The sequence below is a fragment of the Microcoleus pseudofavosus SVA1_A4 genome (genome assembly GCF_036700565.1).
GTDB lineage: Bacteria > Cyanobacteriota > Cyanobacteriia > Cyanobacteriales > Microcoleaceae > Microcoleus.
The window spans coordinates 36,439-54,317 of sequence record NZ_JAUBPE010000018.1 but is presented as its reverse complement, the minus strand read 5'-3'; the positions used below and the strand labels follow the sequence as shown (position 1 = coordinate 54,317).

At 46.0% G+C, this 17,879-nt stretch carries 16 protein-coding genes; 13 read left to right on the top strand and 3 right to left on the bottom strand.

All coding sequences use genetic code 11. The features are described 5' to 3' along the window. Positions 1 to 27: 27 nt before the first annotated feature. From QUA02_RS10320 to QUA02_RS10295, 6 genes are all read left to right on the top strand, one after another. On the top strand, positions 28 to 612 hold the full coding sequence (locus tag QUA02_RS10320; protein ID WP_333027239.1) for a PAP/fibrillin family protein: 585 nt from the start codon (positions 28 to 30) through the stop codon (positions 610 to 612). 83 nt (positions 613 to 695) lie between these two features. Then, the gene (locus QUA02_RS10315; protein ID WP_333027237.1) at positions 696 to 1,136 is read left to right on the top strand and encodes a retroviral-like aspartic protease family protein; all 441 of its coding nucleotides are present in this window, start codon (positions 696 to 698) and stop codon (positions 1,134 to 1,136) included. Positions 1,137 to 1,497: 361 nt separating this feature from the next. Further along, positions 1,498 to 1,758, top strand: coding sequence for a hypothetical protein (locus QUA02_RS10310; protein WP_333027235.1), 261 nt, complete (start codon positions 1,498 to 1,500; stop codon positions 1,756 to 1,758). Between the two features lie 159 nt (positions 1,759 to 1,917). Continuing rightward, a complete protein-coding gene (locus QUA02_RS10305; protein WP_333027233.1) occupies positions 1,918 to 2,586 on the top strand; it encodes a Uma2 family endonuclease in 669 nt (222 codons plus the stop codon). Between the two features lie 122 nt (positions 2,587 to 2,708). Next, positions 2,709 to 3,002 (top strand): DUF433 domain-containing protein, encoded by a 294-nt coding sequence (locus QUA02_RS10300; RefSeq protein ID WP_333027232.1) that lies wholly within the window; start codon positions 2,709 to 2,711, stop codon positions 3,000 to 3,002. Further along, complete coding sequence (locus QUA02_RS10295; protein WP_333027231.1) at positions 2,999 to 3,343, top strand: DUF5615 family PIN-like protein; 345 nt, start codon at positions 2,999 to 3,001, stop codon at positions 3,341 to 3,343. Before QUA02_RS10300 ends, QUA02_RS10295 begins: the two co-directional genes overlap by 4 nt. 116 nt (positions 3,344 to 3,459) lie before the next feature. Here QUA02_RS10295 and QUA02_RS10290 read toward each other — a convergent pair whose 3' ends face one another. Then, the gene (locus QUA02_RS10290) at positions 3,460 to 6,498 is read right to left on the bottom strand and encodes a type ISP restriction/modification enzyme (protein ID WP_333027228.1); all 3,039 of its coding nucleotides are present in this window, start codon (positions 6,496 to 6,498) and stop codon (positions 3,460 to 3,462) included. A 185-nt stretch (positions 6,499 to 6,683) separates the two neighbouring features. Here QUA02_RS10290 and QUA02_RS10285 point away from each other — a divergent pair, with 185 nt between their 5' ends. The 6 genes from QUA02_RS10285 to QUA02_RS10260 all read left to right on the top strand — a co-directional run bounded on the left by QUA02_RS10285 (position 6,684) and on the right by QUA02_RS10260 (position 14,892). After that, a complete protein-coding gene (locus tag QUA02_RS10285; protein ID WP_333027227.1) occupies positions 6,684 to 7,499 on the top strand; it encodes a PD-(D/E)XK nuclease family protein in 816 nt (271 codons plus the stop codon). Between the two features lie 192 nt (positions 7,500 to 7,691). Then, the gene (locus tag QUA02_RS10280) at positions 7,692 to 10,247 is read left to right on the top strand and encodes a single-stranded-DNA-specific exonuclease RecJ (protein WP_333027226.1); all 2,556 of its coding nucleotides are present in this window, start codon (positions 7,692 to 7,694) and stop codon (positions 10,245 to 10,247) included. A 539-nt stretch (positions 10,248 to 10,786) separates the two neighbouring features. Continuing rightward, the gene (locus QUA02_RS10275; RefSeq protein ID WP_333027225.1) at positions 10,787 to 13,087 is read left to right on the top strand and encodes a serine/threonine phosphatase; all 2,301 of its coding nucleotides are present in this window, start codon (positions 10,787 to 10,789) and stop codon (positions 13,085 to 13,087) included. A gap of 3 nt (positions 13,088 to 13,090) precedes the next feature. After that, entirely contained in the window at positions 13,091 to 13,303 is a 213-nt protein-coding gene (locus QUA02_RS10270) for a hypothetical protein (protein ID WP_333027223.1), read from the top strand. Beyond that, positions 13,294 to 13,398: a hypothetical protein gene (locus QUA02_RS10265; RefSeq protein ID WP_333027222.1), complete on the top strand. Its 105-nt coding sequence runs from the start codon at positions 13,294 to 13,296 to the stop codon at positions 13,396 to 13,398. The genes QUA02_RS10270 and QUA02_RS10265 overlap by 10 nt, the downstream gene beginning before the upstream one ends. Positions 13,399 to 13,650: 252 nt before the next feature. Beyond that, positions 13,651 to 14,892: a protein kinase domain-containing protein gene (locus tag QUA02_RS10260; protein WP_333027221.1), complete on the top strand. Its 1,242-nt coding sequence runs from the start codon at positions 13,651 to 13,653 to the stop codon at positions 14,890 to 14,892. A 187-nt stretch (positions 14,893 to 15,079) separates the two neighbouring features. Here the strand turns inward: QUA02_RS10260 and QUA02_RS10255 are convergent, their stop codons facing one another. Further along, complete coding sequence (locus tag QUA02_RS10255) at positions 15,080 to 15,298, bottom strand: DUF4327 family protein (RefSeq protein WP_333027218.1); 219 nt, start codon at positions 15,296 to 15,298, stop codon at positions 15,080 to 15,082. A 639-nt stretch (positions 15,299 to 15,937) separates the two neighbouring features. On the opposite strand from QUA02_RS10255, the gene QUA02_RS10250 reads away from it, so the two are divergent. Beyond that, a complete protein-coding gene (locus QUA02_RS10250) occupies positions 15,938 to 16,918 on the top strand; it encodes an aspartate carbamoyltransferase catalytic subunit (RefSeq protein ID WP_333027216.1) in 981 nt (326 codons plus the stop codon). 137 nt (positions 16,919 to 17,055) lie between these two features. Here the strand turns inward: QUA02_RS10250 and QUA02_RS10245 are convergent, their stop codons facing one another. Then, a complete protein-coding gene (locus QUA02_RS10245; protein ID WP_333027213.1) occupies positions 17,056 to 17,436 on the bottom strand; it encodes an SH3 domain-containing protein in 381 nt (126 codons plus the stop codon). Between the last annotated feature and the right edge of the window lie 443 nt (positions 17,437 to 17,879).

Below are 17,879 nucleotides of genomic sequence, written 5' to 3'. Positions count from 1 at the left end.
AACAGTCAACAGCCAACAAACAAAACTATGCTTAGAAAATCTGCACTTTTAGAAATAATTGCTGGTAAGAATCGAGGTTTGCTGGCCACTCCCAGCGACAAACAAGCGATTTTAAGTGCGATCGCCCAATTGGAAGATTACAACCCCACCCCGCGCCCTGTCGAAGCCGGAGAGCTTTTAAATGGTGATTGGCGGTTATTGTACACCACCAGCCGCGCACTGCTGAATCTTGACGGTTTTCCCTTGGTGAAATTGGGTTCAATTTATCAATCTATCCGCGTCAAAGAATCTAAAATTTACAACATTGCCGAGTTTTATGGCTTGCCTTACTTAGAAGGAATAGTCAGCGTGGCGGCGAAATTTGAGGCGACTTCGGAACGGCGAGTGCAGGTGAAGTTTGAACGGTCTATTTTAGGTTTAAGCAAGTTGATTGGCTATGAATCTCCGGTTAAGTTTATCAATGATATTGAGTCGGGAAAAAAGTTCGCTGCTGTTGATTTCTGGCTGGATGCTCGCGAACAGCAGGGATGGCTCGATGTTACTTATTTAGATAGCAATTTGCGGATCGGGCGCGGGAATGAAGGAAGTGTTTTTGTGTTGACAAAAGAGTGATTTTGTGAGCTTTGATTGAGTGAGATCGCTCTTTTACTTTAAAGTTGCAATCGGTCTAAAATGATACCTAGAGGGATATAATTATGACATCAACAATCACAGAAATAATGGGCAAAATTACCACAACGCTGACAATCACGAATCATGCCGATCAAATTCGCCTTGAAGATGGCGCGATTCCTGCCGATCGAGTACGTTCTATTACCATAAAAAATGTGCTGGTAGATACTGGGGCGACTACTTTATGCCTGCCGCAAGATGCGATCGCCCAACTCGGTTTAAAACTCCTGAAAACAGTGCCTGTAGCAACGGCAACAGGCATCGGTACGGCACGCATTTTTGAAGATGCAAAAATTTCATTAATGGGAAGAGACGCGACTTTTGAGTGCATAGAACTGCCCGCAGGAGCCGATCCGTTATTGGGTGTCATTCCCTTAGAAGCATTAGGAATTGAATTAGATTTGCAGAAACAAACAGTCGTGCTTTTGCCGCTGAGTCCGACGGCTAGTTATTTAAGAATTTAAATTTATCATCCGCGTTTATGAACTCGGCGAATTCGCCAACAGTCTCTTTCTAACCGCCGAGTTCAACCGCCCGGTTCAACTTCTCAATTTATCTTTCTTTCATCCGCGTTTATCCGCGTTCATCTGCGGTTAAAAATCAAAAATATATCACTTCTGCAAACAATTCAACACTTACTAAAACTCTCAAATCCATAGCCGATCGCAGATTCAGATACGATGACCGTTAAAACTTAGCGTTAAGAATTGACAATTGACAATTGTTGTGATATGTGCTTGAATTTTAATGGGAAAGGCGTTAGTACATTCCCGCCAAGAAACTTACTAACGCCCTTTCTGTACTCCTTACGAATACAACAAGATTATGCCACAAAACGGTTATCAACAGGGATTCTCCGCGAATCCTCGGGCGATCGCGTACCAAAAACGCCTTTACCCTTGGGCGATCGCCAAACTCATGCCCAGTATGCAGCGGACGATTGTGGGGCGGTTCCGCAGTCGATCGGATGCTGACGGCCACTTGCTGTGTCTGCGTCAACTGATGCCTCAAGCAACGCTTGTCGTAGTCTTTGACTTGCAGCCAGACTTAGAAGTACCAATCGCGGCGCCGACAGCAATTCGATAAACACAAGGATTGCGATCGCCCCAATTCGGGGCAGACACGGGGCACCACCCCTACAAATAGCCTGAATCAGGCGTGTTTTGTAGGGGAAATCCCCCCGCGATCGCCCCGATATTACGCACTTCAGTTAGGATAAAATTATCCTTAATTTGCTTTTGAATCATGACTTCTACAACTGCAAAATTCATCGTGTCTCAAGTAGGTGAAATCCCGCAATGGCAAGCCGCCACATGGGAAGATTATGTAGCTGCTTGCGAAGATCCATCTTTGGAAGAAGCCAGAATATTGTTTTATGAAGGATATCTTTGGATAGACATGGGTAATGAAGGAATTAATCACGCCAGATTTAACAACCTCTTGACTCTGGTGTTTGGATTTTGGTTTGTCAGCAAAGGAGGACAAGCTTTCGATGATTTGGGTGGATGTGTAATTGAGAAGCCAAAGGTGGGAGGAGGTGCGCCAGATAGAATTTTATATGTCGGCGGAGAATTCATCCAGTGGCAAAAAGGTGAACCGCGCCGAGTCAATCTGAATAAATCGCGAATCCCGGATTTAGTGATAGAAACTTCCGATACGACTTTGGCCAGCGATTTAGATGAAAAAAAGCGGTTGTATGCTGCTTTGGGAATTCCTGAGTATTGGGTAGTAGATATTAAGGGCGAGAGAGTTTTGGCATTTCGCTTGCAGGAAAACGGGAAATATCAGCAATGCGAAATTTCCGGTGCGCTTGAGGGATTGCCAATTGCTTTACTATCAGAGACTTTAAAACTTTTGGGTGAGGGAAATGGGACGGCTGCGATGTGGTTTGCTCAACAAATTGGGAAGTTGTAGAGAAGTTGGCGAAAAGTACGCGCGTGCATAGCTATCCCGTAGAGAATCGCCCTTAATTTTTTACACACTTATAGCCTCAATCATAACATATAATAAAAATATATCTGCCCTGTTAATCTGCCATGAATGTACAATCTGTTTCGCGTTATGTCGCACGTCACCCTGAAATCTTGCAAAGCGAACCAATTATCGCAGGAACCAGGACTTCAGTTCGGGCGATCGTTGAATTGTGGCGTTTGGGTATTACTCCTGAAGAAATCCCCATGCACTTACCTCACCTGAAATTAGCTCAAATTTTTGACGCGCTGAGCTTTTATTTGGATAACCAGGAAGAAATAAATACTTATATTGAGCGCAATCGAATTCCTGAAGAATTGATTCATCCTGCTGTTAAATCTGCAATGAGAAAGCCGTGAAACTGTTTGCAACTATTTATACAGATGAAGATGTTTCAAGGCTTGTAGCTACTTTACTGCTGGCTAGAGGGTTCGATGTGACGACAACCAGCGAACAGGGAATGCTGAGTAAATCCGATAGCCAACAATTAGCTTACGCAGCATCTATGGAGCGATGTTTGCTCACCCATAATCGCGTAGACTTTGAGCGACTGCATCTAGATTATATGACCGAAGGAAAACAACATTCGGGGATTATTGTGATTCCTCAAAAGAACGCCTATGAGATTGCTCAACGGGTTGCCATTTTATTGAATACGCTAACGGCTGATGAAATCGCTAATCAGCTTTTATATGTATAAAGCGATCGCACTTGGAAAAAAGGGCGATTCCCTACGGGATAGCTACGCTTCACGCACTTTTAGATTTGGGATGGGAGAGGTGAGAGATCGAGGGCATTCCAGCCATAACTCAACATCTATTCCCAAGGAAAATTCGGTATCACCTCATCAATTTCAGCCATAATTTGCATTGTCTCTTTCATAGCAACCACGACGCGCTGATAGTGCAACACCTCATCAAAAGATAAACTGCGATTTGCTTTTTTGCGGTCTTTAAGCCATTTATCTAATACTTGATATCCACCTATTTTAAACGCCCAAACTTCTGGTAAAACACCTTCAAAATATTGCTTTTTGTTAATATAAACCCGCCGTTCAGATTCATTGTAAGTAACTTGAGTAACAGCATTATCGCCGCTAACAGGATATTTAGTAATTACTTTATTTAATTTTTTCGATTTCATCAAATGCAGTTCCACCAATTCCTCACCTTTTTTAGCGAGTGTTTTGAAAAGTTCATTGTCGAAAGTTAAGGGTAAGCGGGGAAAGTCTATTTTCAGGAATTCTGCATAACGCTGGCGGTAGGTAGGACTGTGAAAGACAGAATATGCGTAATAAAAGATTGCTTCGGGAGTTGGTATATAGCCTAATTTTTCACGAATGGCACTGAGAAAGTTTTGGGATAAATTGGGAGTGCGATCGGTGAATAAATTACCCTGCTCGTTTTTAGTATCAGGGTAGATGTAGAGAGGAAAAATATTAGCATTATCGGCTGAAGAAATAACACTCTTATCTGTCACTGTATCTGTTACAAAGAATTGAGTATTAGAGCCTTCCCTGGTTCGTCTAATACTAATAAAGCCAAGGTTTTGCTCTTGGAATTGACGAGCGAGTTTTTCTCTAGCTCTCTCCAAAATTTCACTAGAGTATAAAATAGCGCGTTGGTCAAAAGGTCGATATAAACATAACTTCAAATCTTTGTCTATAATCTGATCTGCTCCTCTTTGAAGTCTCAGTAAAGTTCTATCAGCCTTAATAGCTTTAGTTTCTCGCAATGCAGTATCAATTTTTACTTTAAGCTCGTTAACTGAAAAATCATAAAGAAACTCATCATCTCCACTGGTGACTCCCATAGATTGAAAAATAAAAATATCTAAAATCTGCCACCCATTGTCATACTCAGGTTTTAGGTCAGTATTTTGAATTGTAAATAAATAATCTCGTGAAAAATCTTTAATCTCTTTCCATTCAGTTGTATAAAGATCGCAATTGCTTAAAACATTATATTTGTTAGTACGACTTCCCCACAATTCGGCATGATGAACTTTTGCCGGAGTAGACTTACCAGGTTCTTTGATAAAAATGCCAATACTCACTCCCTGCTGAATATCAAACACATTTTGGTCAGGCGAACCATCTGGAGAAACTTCTTTCTTTTTAGAATTACCGTGCAAATCTAAAACATAGATATCAGTGAAAGTTTGCATCAAATTTTGACGCATTCCCCGAAAAGTCGGGTTATCGAGATAACCGTGATTAGTAACAAAAGCCAACACACCAAATCCAGTTTGACTGACTCGCCACTGTCCGAAACGAATAAATTTTACATAATCATCTTGCAGCCATTTGGAATTGCGTTCTTTCAGCGGTACACCATCAACATAATAGTAATCTTTTACTAATCCTGCTATCCATTCACTTTTATTAGCAGAATGACCGGAATAAGGCGGATTTCCCAACACAACCATCACCGGGACATCCCGCTTAATTGCTGAAGCTTCATTAGCTTCTTGCGCGACAAATTGAGCAAAGAGAACCTCGGATTTTTTTAAAGCTTCATCTAATGTATTCGTGAGATAAACTCCTAAACGCTGCTTGCTGCTAAACTCATAGCCGAGATTTTGCAGTTGCAAACCGAGTTTGAGGTGTGCTATAGCATAGGGAGCCATTAACAACTCAAAACCAAATAATCGGTTTAATAAATTCTCCTGTACGTACTGATTCCAACTCCCAGATATTCCCATATCTTCCAAATTTTGATAAATGCGATCGACAACTCCATAAAGGAAAGTACCCGTACCAGTTGCCGGATCGAGAATTTGAACTCGCGGCTGTTGCGTATCTGGATTTTTGCTATTATCGGCTAATCCTAAAGGTAGATTAAAACGGTTTTTCAGGATAGCATCGACAGAGCGAACAATATAGGATACAACGGGTTCAGGAGTATAGTAAACGCCGCGACTTTTCCGCAAAGCTGAATTGTAAGCTGCAAGAAAGGTTTCGTAAAAATGAACAACTGGATCGGATTGGCGAGTGCGACTACCAAAGTTTTCGAGAATAGCAGTCATGTCAACTCGCCCTAGTAGCTCGACTAAATCATCTATTGCCCAGTTAATTTTACTGAGTAAATCAGTCTCGATAATGCTGTTAAATAATCGGCGCAAAAACGGATTAGTAGCTGGGATGTACGTGCCCGCTGTCCGGCGATCGAAAAGTTGATTTCCGGGATTTTGAGCGTGACCGACTCGCGCCGCAAATAAACCATAGGAAATAGTTTGAGCGTACATATCTGCAAAAGCTGCATCGTTGAGGTCGGGCAGTAATATCTCATTAAAGCCACGTTTTAGTTGATGTAATTCTCCGGTTTCAGTTTCGATTTGTAAAGCTGATTCTGTAGCGAGTAGAATTGATTTGGTTAATCGCGCCATCTGTTTTGCCAAATCTTCAGGACTGTTAATGGCTGCACCGGCGTAATTAAGAAATCCCTCGATTAATTCAAGAGTTTTGTCAGAATTGCAGAGAGTTATTTCGTTTCCTGTTCTTTCGGCTAAAACTGCGGTCAATCGGACTTTTCCCTCAACATACCAGCGAAACTCTAGATAATTCGTGAGAATTAAATTACCGTTTAATGATTCTCGATATCGCTGCAACTGTTCGGTTTTTTCAACAGGATTCAAATCTAAGCCGACATCCTTAGCTTCCACATAACCGACGAGTAAATCCCTGCGCCTGACAGTAAAATCTGGAACACCAGCTTTATTACCTTTTTCTTCTATGATTGCTACCAAACTAGCCGCCGGATTATCGAGTAAATTCTTGATACTTGGGTAATGGGTGCGCTCGCTTCCCCGCTGGAGATTGCTCTGAAGTGACTGGATGTAGGTATCAAAACGCATTAGCTTCGCCGTTAACGGTATGAATCATTATATAATAGTAAGTGTAGGGCGATCGCACTATTGCCCAAAAAGCGAGCGAAATTATCTGCGTGGATCTGCGTCATCTGCCTCAATCTGCCGTCAAAAGAAAGACCAGTCGCCTCGCTTACAATCATAAAAAATCTAAAATATAAAATCATAAAAAAATGCTCCGACTCTCTCAAACCCAACTCAAAATCCTGGAAGAATGCCCCCGCAAATTCCAACACAGCTACCTAGAACTACTCGCCACCACCGCCTCCCCAGAACACAAAGAAAAACTCACATGGGGAAGCCACTTTCACCTATTAATGCAGCAGCGAGAACTCGGACTTCCCATAGAGTTTATCATCCAACAAGACCCCGAACTGGGACGCTGTGTGGCAGCATTTATCAACACCGCACCCGAACTTTTCGCTAATTCAGAAAATAGCGATCGAATTTTCCGCCAAGCCGAACACCCCCGCACCCTAATTTTCCAAGACTACCTATTCACCGTTATCTATGACTTGCTAATAGCCGAACCAAACGCCGCCCAAATTCTTGACTGGAAAACCTATCCCCGCCCTCAAAAATCAAAATGGATAGCCGAAAGTTGGCAAACTCGCCTTTATTTATACGTCTTAGTAGAAACCAGCGACTATTCCCCCGAACAAGTTTCCATGACATACTGGTTTGTACAATTGCGAGGAGAAGAACCGCCGCAAAAACTCACATTTTATTACAACCAAACAGAACACGATCGCACAAAACAAGATTTAACCAACCTCTTGCAGCAGCTAACCGACTGGCGACAGCGCTATACCGAAGGCGGCGAATTTTTCCCACAAGTAGAAATTAGCTCAAATCTTTGCGATTCCTGTCAATTCGCCACTCGCTGCAACCGCACACAAGACACCACAGCTTCCTCACCAAATCTTCCCGCAGAAACTCCCGCAAATTGGCTGCCAAATCTTGCTATAATCGACGAAATATTTATTTAACAGGACTACTGCCAAGTGTCACACGCGCGATCGACTTGTAGGGTGCGTCAGAGTTGCGTTATGGCTCGATTATTGAGGGTTTGAGCCTGACGCACCTTACATATATGCTACTCGCGTAAGTCCTATTTAACAGACAAACAAGCCCCCGGATTCATCTGCGATCGCAATCTAAAATCTAAAATCTAAAATCGGATGGCAGAAATACCTCAAAACTGGCAAGATCAACCCCTATCCCAGCCCCCAGCTTGGCTAATTCAAGCTGTCAGAAACCACGCACCAGAACTCCCCGGAAACTATGCTGCTGCACTTCTCTGGTATAGAGGAATTCAAAACCCCGAACAAATACCCGGTTTCTTAAATCCCAAACTTTACCAACCAGCAAGTCCCTTTGAATTCGGACTAGAAATGAACTGGGCGATAGAAAGAATCCAGCAAGCACGAAACAGCGCAGAAAAAGTCGCAATTTGGGGAGATTTCGACGCAGACGGCATTACCTCAACCTCAGTTTTGTGGGATGGACTGGGAGAGTTTTTCGTTCAAAACGACCAACTAACTTATTACATTCCCAACCGATTAACCGAATCTCACGGACTCAATATCACAGGAATAGACGCATTAGCCAAATCGGGAATTAGCTTAATTATTACCTGCGATACCGGCAGTACAAACATCGCCGAAATCGAATATGCGACTAGCTTAAACATCGATACAATTATCACCGATCATCATACATTACCGGAAGCTCGCCCACCAGCTACAGCCATTATCAATCCCCGCTACTTTCCCCCAAACCACCAACTATTTAACCTTTCAGGAGTTGGAGTAGCTTACAAATTAGTTGAAGCATTATATCACACATTACCGGATATTCCGCAGCGCCCGCTCACAGATTTATTAGAATTAGTAGCGATCGGCTTAATTGCCGATTTAGTTCAACTTACAGGAGACAGCCGCTACCTAGCACAAATCGGCATCGAACAACTGCAAAAACAAATCGCAAATCCCACGCGCCCGGGAGTGGCAAAATTGCTCGAACTGTGCAAGCGATCGGGCGATCGCCCAACCGACATTTCCTTCGGGCTCGGCCCCCGAATCAACGCCGTCAGCCGCATTCAAGGCGACGCCAGCTTCTGCGTAGAACTCCTCACCAGCCGCGACAAAAAACGCTGCGAAGAACTAGCTAATTTAACCGAAATTGCCAACACCAGACGTAAATCTTTACAAAAAGATGTTGCCAAAGATGCAGCCGAAAAATTAGCCAAACTCGACCTTTCAACTACTAGCGTCATCGTCCTCAGCGACCCCCAATGGCCCGTAGGAGTATTAGGATTAGTAGCAGGACAAATCGCCCAAGAATACGGCCGCCCCGTGATTTTATTCAGCACAGAAGGAAGCGAAGAAATTAACGAAAATTCCCAGGAAAGGCAATTTACCTCCTTCTTAGATTCAGAATCACAAACACTTTCCCCATCCAAAATTGCCAGGGGTTCGGCCCGTTCCGCCAATCAAATAGACCTTTACCAATTAGTCAAAGACCAAGCGCATTTATTGCACAGATTTGGCGGTCATCCCTTCGCCGCCGGATTGAGTCTCCCCGTTGAAAATATCCCCCTATTTACCGATGCTGTTAATCAGCAACTGCGGCAACAATACAGTACAGATAGTTTAACAGCCGCCCCCGTTCAAGCCGACCTAAAAATTACTGTCTCCGAATTAGGCAAAGAGTTATTTCAAGAACTAAAATTGCTCGAACCGTGTGGTATGGGCAACCCCGCACCCAAATTGCTGATTGAAAACTGCTGGTTTGACAATCTCTGGAATCAAAAAATTAAGGATTTGAAAGGACAAAAAGTAGAATATATCAAAACAGAATTTACAATTAGGGACGAATCTAGCGATACGGGATTTCCCGGCATTTGGTGGGGACACAACCAAAACGAAGTTCCCCAAGGCCGCTGCGATGTCACCGTTGAACTCGATTTTAATACTTACAAATCGCGGTATGAAGTGCGCCTCGTATCAGTGCAAGAACGCACGGAAGACAACCAAATCAATTCACCCACTAAAATAGATTGGATCGTAGATTGGCGCAATAGAAATAATGATGAAGAGTTATTAGCCGCCAGCACAAACTTAGAATCTCAAATGTTAGCGCAAAATCTAGTTTACAATTCCGAAATGGTCGATCGCGAAAACTCGATCGTCCTCAAAGAATGCCCCGCAAGCTGGGACGAACTGCGGATCTGGTTTAGGCAAGCACAGCACAAGCAACAAAAACTCGCGATCGCCTACACCCTACCCCCAACCGTACCCCCACAGCAAATCTGCCAACAGCTAATCGGCATCGCCAAATACCTCAGCCGCACCAACAAACCCGTCACCAGACAACAACTAAGCCAAAAACTCGGCATCAGCGACACATCCCTGCAACTGGGGTTCAAAACCCTAACATATCTCGGTTTCAAAATAAATTATCGCGATCGAGCTTTCCACATCGCCAGACAACCCGAAACCTCACACCGTGAAGACGCGCCAGAGCAAATCCCCAAACCCTTATTAGATAACCAATCCATCCAATTCTCAGAGCCAAATTCCCCCATCGCCGCCCGTTTTGCAGCGCAATTCCTAGCAGCAGTCTCCGAAGAACAATTCCGGCGGAAATATTTCTGTGAAGTACCCCTTTCCACCATTGTGTCGATCGCCCGAGAGACCGTTTTCCAAGAAGATTCTACAGCAAATCCTTTCTAACGGATATCTTGCACCATTCTCAATTACTTGCTTAGGAACAGGCATCTTGCCTGTTCTTGACAATGGTGCAAGATGTGAGTTCTAACGGATACCTGCCACCATGATTAAAAACAGGCAGGATGCCAATTCCAGTCATCAGATAACTTTTCTTGTCGGGCCCGCACTCGCGGACGCCGGTGGGGCCGGCTTTTGGCCTGTGAAGCGAGAGAGGTTTTTGTGGATCTGGCTTAAGAGGCCTATTCCTGACACGGGTGCAACATCTCAGTTCTAAGAAATATCTTAGTTCTGAATTCATCCCGATAAAATAAGGTATATGACAATGGGAGTTATCCGTTGCCAGTCAGGCCCAAAACTCATACAGCATATTCCCGGTTTATGGAATGTAGGGACAAAGGCTTTCGCCGTGTCTAACCGGGAATCGAACGATAGGCGGGTGTACTTCATAAACGTAGAATCTGCTGTAACTCATAACTCACAGACCAAAACCCAAAACTCCCCCACCCTCAAACTCGATCGCAAATCTCCAATTTAAAACCCCTATGCTCCTCTGTCCCCGCTGTCAATTTGAAAATCCCAATCCAAACAAGTTTTGTCAACAATGCGGAAATTCCCTAATTTACAAACCTTGCCACGAATGCGGTGCCCAAGTCGCTTTTAGCGCCAAAGAATGTCAGAATTGCGGCGTCGCAACAGGTCAAGTGTGGCGGGCCATTATCTCCGGTCGATCGAATTTTCCACTCCTTGAGCCAGACGAATCCACCCTACCTCCAGCCGAGTTTCCGCAAAAACCAGACATAGTTCCAGAAACCGCATCGCCCCAAAACTCTCCTGAACCAATCGCAGACGCCATTAAAACAGAAATAACCACCCCAGCCGAACCCCGAACAGCAGTGGCACCAACTTCTCCACAGCCAAGCGACGGCGAATTTAGCAGCCGAGAAATAGACGCTGTGGAAGCCGTGGGGGCGATCGCACCAGCATCCTTTCAAACAACAGAAAAAAGCTCTACTACAGCACCAGAGGCGGAAAAAACCCCATCTGAGCACAATTTTACAACCGCATCACAGCCCAAACAAATCCACGAAGCAACACAGAACCCGGACAGCCCAAACATAGCTGACATCTCCCCCCAATCTCCAGAATTCCCCGCCCGCAATTCAGAATATATAATCCCTTCCCAGCCAGCAGGAGCTTATTTAGACACCCAGCAGCGCTACCAACTCCTAGAAACCCTGCCGCCGAGAAAACCCTCAGACACAGTAGCAGTAACAGTATTGGACTGTCAGCCGCTGGAAATGTCACCCCTCAAAGCAATGCTAGCAGCCAACTCTGCCAGCGTCGCCAGACGAACCTCCCCCTACACCGCAGCAATCAAACCCGGAGAAAATTCGACCAATTCCGCCTTAGCAGAGCTTTGCCAAGGCATAGCTGAACCTTATCTGGCACTCCGGTGGCAATTCTCTCAAAACCTGCCAGTCATTCACGATAGCTGGTCGGACAACGAACAGGCAGTGCTGCTGCTAGAAGACTGTTCCCAATGGCCGCTGCTGGTAGAACGGTGGAATCAACCCGAAACTTCCACCCAGCAAATTTTATACTGGCTGCACGAAATGACAGAACTGTGGGCTGCCCTAGAACCCTGGCGCTGTCGGCAAAGCTTGTTGGAACTGACAAATTTGCGAGTCAACCCCGACTCTTCCTTTTCCTTGGCTTCTTTGCGGCTGCAATACCTCTATCCCGAACCCGCCGGCTCAAACCTGCAACTGGTAGATTTGGGGCAACTGTGGCAGGTGATATTTAGCCAGTCCGATCGTACTCAGTTTGGCGCATTGCTCGAACTGCTGCAACAAATGTACAGAGGCGAGATTAACACAATAGAAGAATTGCGATCGCGCCTAGAAACTGTTCCCCTCGAACTCCAACCCGCACCTCCACCAAGCTCAACCCCGGAGCGCGGGCATTACCGCAGCCCCGACGAGTCGCCCCCCGACGTTGGCGAGGTCTTAACCCAGCCCATGCCACTCCAGATTTACAGCTTAGAAGACGCAGGCCTCACCGATGTCGGCCGCACGCGCGACCACAACGAAGACTTCTTCAGCATCTGGACTCAGCTCAACAAACTCGAAAGCTCCTTCGGTCGCATCTTTCAAACCAAAGGGCTTTACATTCTCTGCGACGGCATGGGCGGACACGACAGCGGAGAAGTAGCCAGCCAACTAGCCGCTGAAACCCTCAGAGAATTCTTTCAAACCTGTTGGGAAAATCAACTACCTCCGGCAGACACCATCCGCGAAGGAGTGCTGCTAGCCAACAAAGCCATCTTTGAAATCAATCAAAAGGACGGACGCTCCGGCAGCGCCCGCATGGGTACAACTCTAGTCGCAGTTTTAGTTCAAGACACCCAATTCGCCGTTGCCCACGTCGGCGACAGCCGCCTCTACCGACTGAGAAAGGGACAAACCCTAGAAAAAATCACCTCAGATCACGAAGTCGGGCAGCGCGAAATTAAGCGCGGCGTTGACCCGGAAACTGCTTATGCCCGTCCCGACGCCTATCAACTAACTCAAGCCATCGGCCCGCGAGACAGTAATTTTCTCAAGCCAGAGGTGCAGTTTTTAGACTTGTGCGAAGATACTTTATTGATTTTGGCCTCCGACGGCCTGACAGATAATGATTTGTTGGAAACTCACTGGCCCAGCACTCTCGAACCCCTGTTCAATCCCCAAGCTAATCTCGATCGCGGAGTTGCCGAGTTGATTGAATTGGGCAACAAACACAACGGTCACGACAATATCACGGCAATTATCATTCGGGCCCAGGTAGGCGCATTTCGATTTTAAAATTTGGATGCTGCTAACTTTGTCTTGGTGGCGCTGCCCGCTACCGTCAGGGTTAAACCTGCAATTGTTGCAGTCCAAGAGAACAGCAACGACCGTTTCCTGGTCAGGCTTGACTTTCTGTGCTCTTACCTAAATTTTGATTTAATTAAAGCGACCGTTGGTATCCGTCATCAAAAACTTGTTCGGCTTGCGGTCATCAGCAAGCAATGTCATTAAAAGAACGAGTTTTTGATTGCGAGTGTTGCAATCTGTTGCTCGATCGGGAAAACGCAGCGATTAATTTGGCTATCATTCCCATTATAAGCGAGTAAGGATGCGTCGTCCTGAATTCACGCCTGTAGACTAGAAAGAGCCGACTCCCTAGAAATAAGTAGGAAGTAAGTTTCTTATAGCGGTTCTCGAAAAAGTGAGGTATGCCCTATGCCCTATGCCCTATGCCCTATGCCCTATGCCCTATGCCCGACAGTACCTCATCTTTCTGAGAAAGGCTATATGTGTCATATATATCAGTATTGTCCACTTTGTATCAATCTGATGTGGCAGATTAATCACATCAATCGAAAATGCTGCTGACTCTTTTAGATCCAGAAAAACAGACCCCCCTGCAACAGTGGAGTTTCGAGAGCGAGTCCATTGTGCGCATCGGCCGCTCTCCTGAAAATCACGTTGTGATCCCCAATGCTTTAGTGTCGCGGGAGCACCTGGAATTGCAAAGAGTTAAAAGCGGCACGTCCAGTCAGTGGTACTTAGTCAATTCCGGGACAAATGGCACTTTTGTTAACGGTATTCTCATGTCTCAGGGTTGGATATCCGACGGTGCTCTGATCCAGTTGGCGCGGGGCGGCCCAACTCTGCATTTCCAAGCTATTACTATTGAAGTCGGCGGCAAAATTGAGGCGAACCCCAGCCTCAATCTCGCCGCCCCGAGGTGTACCCACGCGGGAAACCCGCCGGGGAATTTATTCTGCATTCACTGCGGCGAACCGATTAAAGTCGATCGCACAGTCCGTCACTACCAAGTGCTGCGAACTTTGGGCCAAGGCGGTATGGGGACAACGACTTTAGCCTGGGATCGAGAGAAAGCGAAAGCTCAACAACCCGGAAGTTCCCCCGCAGCTTCTCTCGTAGTGCTCAAGGAAATGAATGCTGACATGGCTCAAATAGTCAAAGCTCAAGAACTGTTTGAACGTGAAGCTAAAACTCTCAAGGCCCTCCACCATCCCGGAATTCCTCAGTTTTTTGACTTTTTTGTGGAAGGGGGCAAAAAATACTTGGTGATGGAAATGCTCCACGGCGAGGATTTAGAAAAACGCATCTACAACCGCGGCCCTGTTGCTCCCCAGCAAGCAATAGAGTGGATGATCCAAACCTGTGAGGTTTTGGACTACATTCACTCTCAAAAACCCCCGATCGTCCACCGGGATATTAAACCTGCTAATTTGCTGGTGCGCCACCGCGACAATTGCATTACACTGCTGGATTTTGGCGCCGTTAAAGAAATCGGCACTCCTCCGGGCACTCGCATCGGCGTTGAAGGCTACACCGCACCAGAACAAGACCGGGGACAGCCTCTCCCTCAGTCGGATTTATATGCTATTGGGCCTACTTTGATTTTTTTGCTGACGGCCCAAAGCCCTCAAAACTTTTACGGGAAAATAGCTGGAGGTTACGGGTTTAAGCTCGAAAATATTCCGACGATCGCCCCGAAGCTGCGGGAGACCATTTTGCGAACCACCGCAGCTAAGCCTGGCGATCGCTTTCAAACTGCTCAACAATTAGCTCGAGCTTTAGCAGCTTGCCTTTAACAGAAGCAAGAAATCATTAGTCATTAGTCATTAGGAAAAAGTCCGCTGTCATGCGTCATTCGTCAGTAGAAAGAGGGAACAGGGAACAAGGAAGAGGGAAGAAGTTAGCAACGGAAAATTTATGAAAGACAATTTAACCGATCGCATCTTCATTTCTCCCAGACACCGAAGTCCTCCGTCTCCTCTGTTATTCCTCGTCCCAAGCTTCTACAGCTATCAACTCGCTAACGGGGTCTTGCATAGAAAAATCAAACTCTTGGAGTTGCTGTTTCCAGTAAGGCCATTCGTCGCCGTAAAGCAGAGCAATTTTCCAAATGCTGTCTGTGGGCTTGATAATGTCAGACGTGACGAGAGAATGCACCTGACGCTGGAACTTAACCATCGGCTGTATAACCTGCTGGCTCATAATACCTCTTGAATTGTTTAAATCTTGTGTAATTACCACTTCCCAGCTCACACTTTTACCGCAGTTTCGCCAAGAACAGTCTCGCCAAGATACGTGTAGATTTTTGTCGGGAAGCTACATATTCAACTTGTATCTTAACACAGTTCGTTTTGACAAGGGCCTATAAGCAGGACTGAAGAGTCAAGACTGACTTCAAAGAATTAATCATCTTTAAAATGTCCCGCTATATGCTGTCGATCGGCAGTGGGAGGTTTGCCGCCTCGATTGTATGCACGCAAGTGGCAGATGCAAGGGCTGCGTTCGGCTTGTTTTTGACAAGGCCCTACGATGAGCGAGAAACTGCAACTACTGCTCGAACGCTTGCGAAAGCCTAATTTCGGATTTGTGACCGCTCAACCACACCTGTTTCACCTTTGACGCTGGGTTCGCTGTGAGAGTGGGGTCTGAGATACATAAACTGATTATAACTCTACTGACCGCCAAAGCGATCGAAAATTGTTGGATACTGTTGATCGCCACCCCTAAATGTCGATCGAACATTCAAAGGCGACAGCAGAGCGGGCGTACAAGCAAGTTCCAAACCCATCGTCCGTCCTGATTGAGTCAATCTAAAATCTAAAATCTAAAATCTAAAATTGTATGACTTGGACAAGGCGACACATTCTCACTCTGGCTGATTTTACCTCAGACGAATACGACACGGTGCTGCAAACTGCAGCCAGTTTTCGGGAGGTGCTCGGCCGCCGCACGAAGAAAGTGCCGGCCCTGCAGGGTCAAGTGGTCGCGAATTTGTTTTTTGAACCTTCTACCCGGACTCGCAACAGTTTTGAGTTGGCGGCGAAGCGGCTGTCGGCGGATACGCTAAATTTTACCCCCGGCAGTTCTTCTCTGACGAAGGGGGAGACTATTCTGGATACGGCTAAGACTTATTTGGCGATGGGAACGGATTTGATGGTGATCCGGCACGAACAAGCTGGAGTTCCCAGCACAATTGCTTCGGAAATGGATCGCTTGGGTTCGAGAGTCAGCGTTCTCAATGCTGGAGACGGCCAGCACGAACACCCGTCGCAAGGTTTGCTAGATTTATTTACTATTTGTTCTCTGTTAGATACCGAACGTCCGCGGCTGGAACTTTTAGCGGGCAAAAAAATTGCTGTGGTGGGGGATATCTTGCATTCGCGGGTGGCTAGGTCTAATATTTGGAGTCTAACGGCTTCTGGGGCAGAGGTTCATTTGGCCGGGCCGCCGACTTTGCTGCCGCTGTTGTTTGCTGAGTGTGGCGACGGTAGGGAAGGCAAATTATTTTTGCACTGGCAGCTTGAACCTGCTTTGGCCGATGCTGATTTTGTGATGACTTTGCGGCTGCAAAAGGAACGGATGAGCGATCATTTGCTGCCGAGTTTACGAGAGTATCATTCTTTGTTCGGGATTACGCGCGATCGGCTCAAACTCTGCAAGCCGGATGTGAAGGTGTTGCACCCGGGCCCGGTTAACCGCGGCGTGGAAATTAGTTCGGATTTGATGGACGATCCGCAGTTTAGCTTAATTTCTCAGCAAGTTACCAGCGGCGTGGCGGTGCGGATGGCCTTACTTTACCTGATCGGCGGGGGTAAAGTTTAGGTTGTTAGCTGTTACTGATTAATTTCCGATATTTGATTATTTTCAGTCTCCATCGCCTCTTTACAAGAATCGTTACCCGGTCAGACCGAGTAACGATTAAAACTCTTTCTAGAAATGTAAAGTGATCTAGTTAAGAGTTAGGAGAGCCAGGACGAAGACACCCAGCCGCCACCTTCGAGTTGAGCCCAGCCGTTTCTGTAACGACCGGTCAATGCCACATTGTCTCCATTGTATAACTTGCCGATGACATGAGCACAGCCATTGGGGCGGTGGCGGATATTCAGTCTGCCGCCGTTGGTTGCAACTTCGGCGTAGCTGTTATGGCTGCGATGGCCGCCGCCGCAGCGTTGTTTGTAGCAACCGGCCTGCGCTTCGCCAGTGGCGCCCAGAACAGATAGAGCTACTGCCAGACCTGCAACGCCTACCCATGCAGAATTAGGAATTTTCAATTCCAGTTGGAGTTCGGACTCTGGAGATTCATAAGCAACAAAAGAGTGGCTCAATGCTAGTGCTTCCATAGTTTCCTCGTGATTGTTGTTAACATTTGTTGGTGCAGACTCAGGTCAAAACCTCAATTAACAGCCAAAACCATTAACTTATGTGTCCCAAAAGGCACAAGAGGGCGTTACGGTCTTGCTTTTACTGAGCATTCACCAATTAGCCTGAACCCTGCACAGGTATATCATGTCATTTAAGTAGCTTTTTGGAACAAAAAAATAAATAAAGTTTACATCTGCTGCTAAAGATTGGGGGGACGCGGATAAGTAAGAGGGCAGAATTAAACTTAACTGTGTCATTCAAAAGGGAAGGAAGTAATCGTTTGGGGCTGGAGATTGCTTGCAGCGAGTTGGGAATGAGACTATTTATTTTGGTGTGCTGACTTATTGAGTTGCTACAGCCCGATCGCCAGTTATTCGATCGAACAAGCATCCTGCTCGTCTTAAAGCACGGTCTTAATTTG

Excerpts from the sequence above, each read along its gene's own strand:
- QUA02_RS10320 (WP_333027239.1), top strand. The coding sequence starts at position 28 with ATGCTTAGAAAATCTGCACTTTTAGAAATAATTGCTGGTAAGAATCGA.
- QUA02_RS10315 (WP_333027237.1), top strand. The coding sequence starts at position 696 with ATGACATCAACAATCACAGAAATAATGGGCAAAATTACCACAACGCTG.
- QUA02_RS10310 (WP_333027235.1), top strand. The coding sequence starts at position 1,498 with ATGCCACAAAACGGTTATCAACAGGGATTCTCCGCGAATCCTCGGGCG.
- QUA02_RS10305 (WP_333027233.1), top strand. The coding sequence starts at position 1,918 with ATGACTTCTACAACTGCAAAATTCATCGTGTCTCAAGTAGGTGAAATC.
- QUA02_RS10300 (WP_333027232.1), top strand. The coding sequence starts at position 2,709 with ATGAATGTACAATCTGTTTCGCGTTATGTCGCACGTCACCCTGAAATC.
- QUA02_RS10290 (WP_333027228.1), bottom strand. The coding sequence starts at position 6,498 with ATGCGTTTTGATACCTACATCCAGTCACTTCAGAGCAATCTCCAGCGG.
- QUA02_RS10285 (WP_333027227.1), top strand. The coding sequence starts at position 6,684 with ATGCTCCGACTCTCTCAAACCCAACTCAAAATCCTGGAAGAATGCCCC.
- QUA02_RS10280 (WP_333027226.1), top strand. The coding sequence starts at position 7,692 with ATGGCAGAAATACCTCAAAACTGGCAAGATCAACCCCTATCCCAGCCC.
- QUA02_RS10275 (WP_333027225.1), top strand. The coding sequence starts at position 10,787 with ATGCTCCTCTGTCCCCGCTGTCAATTTGAAAATCCCAATCCAAACAAG.
- QUA02_RS10265 (WP_333027222.1), top strand. The coding sequence starts at position 13,294 with ATGTCATTAAAAGAACGAGTTTTTGATTGCGAGTGTTGCAATCTGTTG.
- QUA02_RS10260 (WP_333027221.1), top strand. The coding sequence starts at position 13,651 with ATGCTGCTGACTCTTTTAGATCCAGAAAAACAGACCCCCCTGCAACAG.
- QUA02_RS10255 (WP_333027218.1), bottom strand. The coding sequence starts at position 15,298 with ATGAGCCAGCAGGTTATACAGCCGATGGTTAAGTTCCAGCGTCAGGTG.
- QUA02_RS10250 (WP_333027216.1), top strand. The coding sequence starts at position 15,938 with ATGACTTGGACAAGGCGACACATTCTCACTCTGGCTGATTTTACCTCA.
- QUA02_RS10245 (WP_333027213.1), bottom strand. The coding sequence starts at position 17,436 with ATGGAAGCACTAGCATTGAGCCACTCTTTTGTTGCTTATGAATCTCCA.